Raw genomic sequence first — 267 nt, 5'->3', positions numbered from 1 at the left:
TCGGAGGGGTAGCGAAGTGGCTAAACGCGGCGGACTGTAAATCCGCTCCTTCGGGTTCGGCAGTTCGAATCTGCCCCCCTCCACCATTTACATAGGGGCATAGTTTAAAGGTAGAACTGAGGTCTCCAAAACCTCCAGTGTGGGTTCGATTCCTACTGCCCCTGCCAAATATATTTACACAACATGGCGGTTGTGGCGAAGTGGTTAACGCACCGGATTGTGGCTCCGGCATTCGTGGGTTCGATTCCCATCAGTCGCCCCATTTTT

3 tRNA genes are annotated in these 267 nt (G+C 53.2%); all 3 read left to right on the top strand.

The features are described 5' to 3' along the window. Positions 1 to 2 precede the first annotated feature (2 nt). The 3 genes from COI75_RS17065 (at position 3) to COI75_RS17055 (ending at position 262) form a co-directional block, all read left to right on the top strand. Positions 3 to 86: transfer RNA gene (locus COI75_RS17065), tRNA-Tyr, on the top strand. 7 nt (positions 87 to 93) lie between these two features. Next, a tRNA-Trp gene (locus COI75_RS17060) sits at positions 94 to 167 on the top strand. 19 nt (positions 168 to 186) lie between these two features. Beyond that, positions 187 to 262 (top strand) — tRNA-His (locus COI75_RS17055). Positions 263 to 267: the final 5 nt, after the last annotated feature.

Source organism: Bacillus cereus, assembly GCF_002564555.1.
GTDB classification, from domain to species: Bacteria; Bacillota; Bacilli; order Bacillales; family Bacillaceae_G; genus Bacillus_A; species Bacillus_A cereus_K.
Note: the sequence above shows the minus strand (reverse complement) of the source record. Positions and strands in the feature narration are given on the sequence as shown.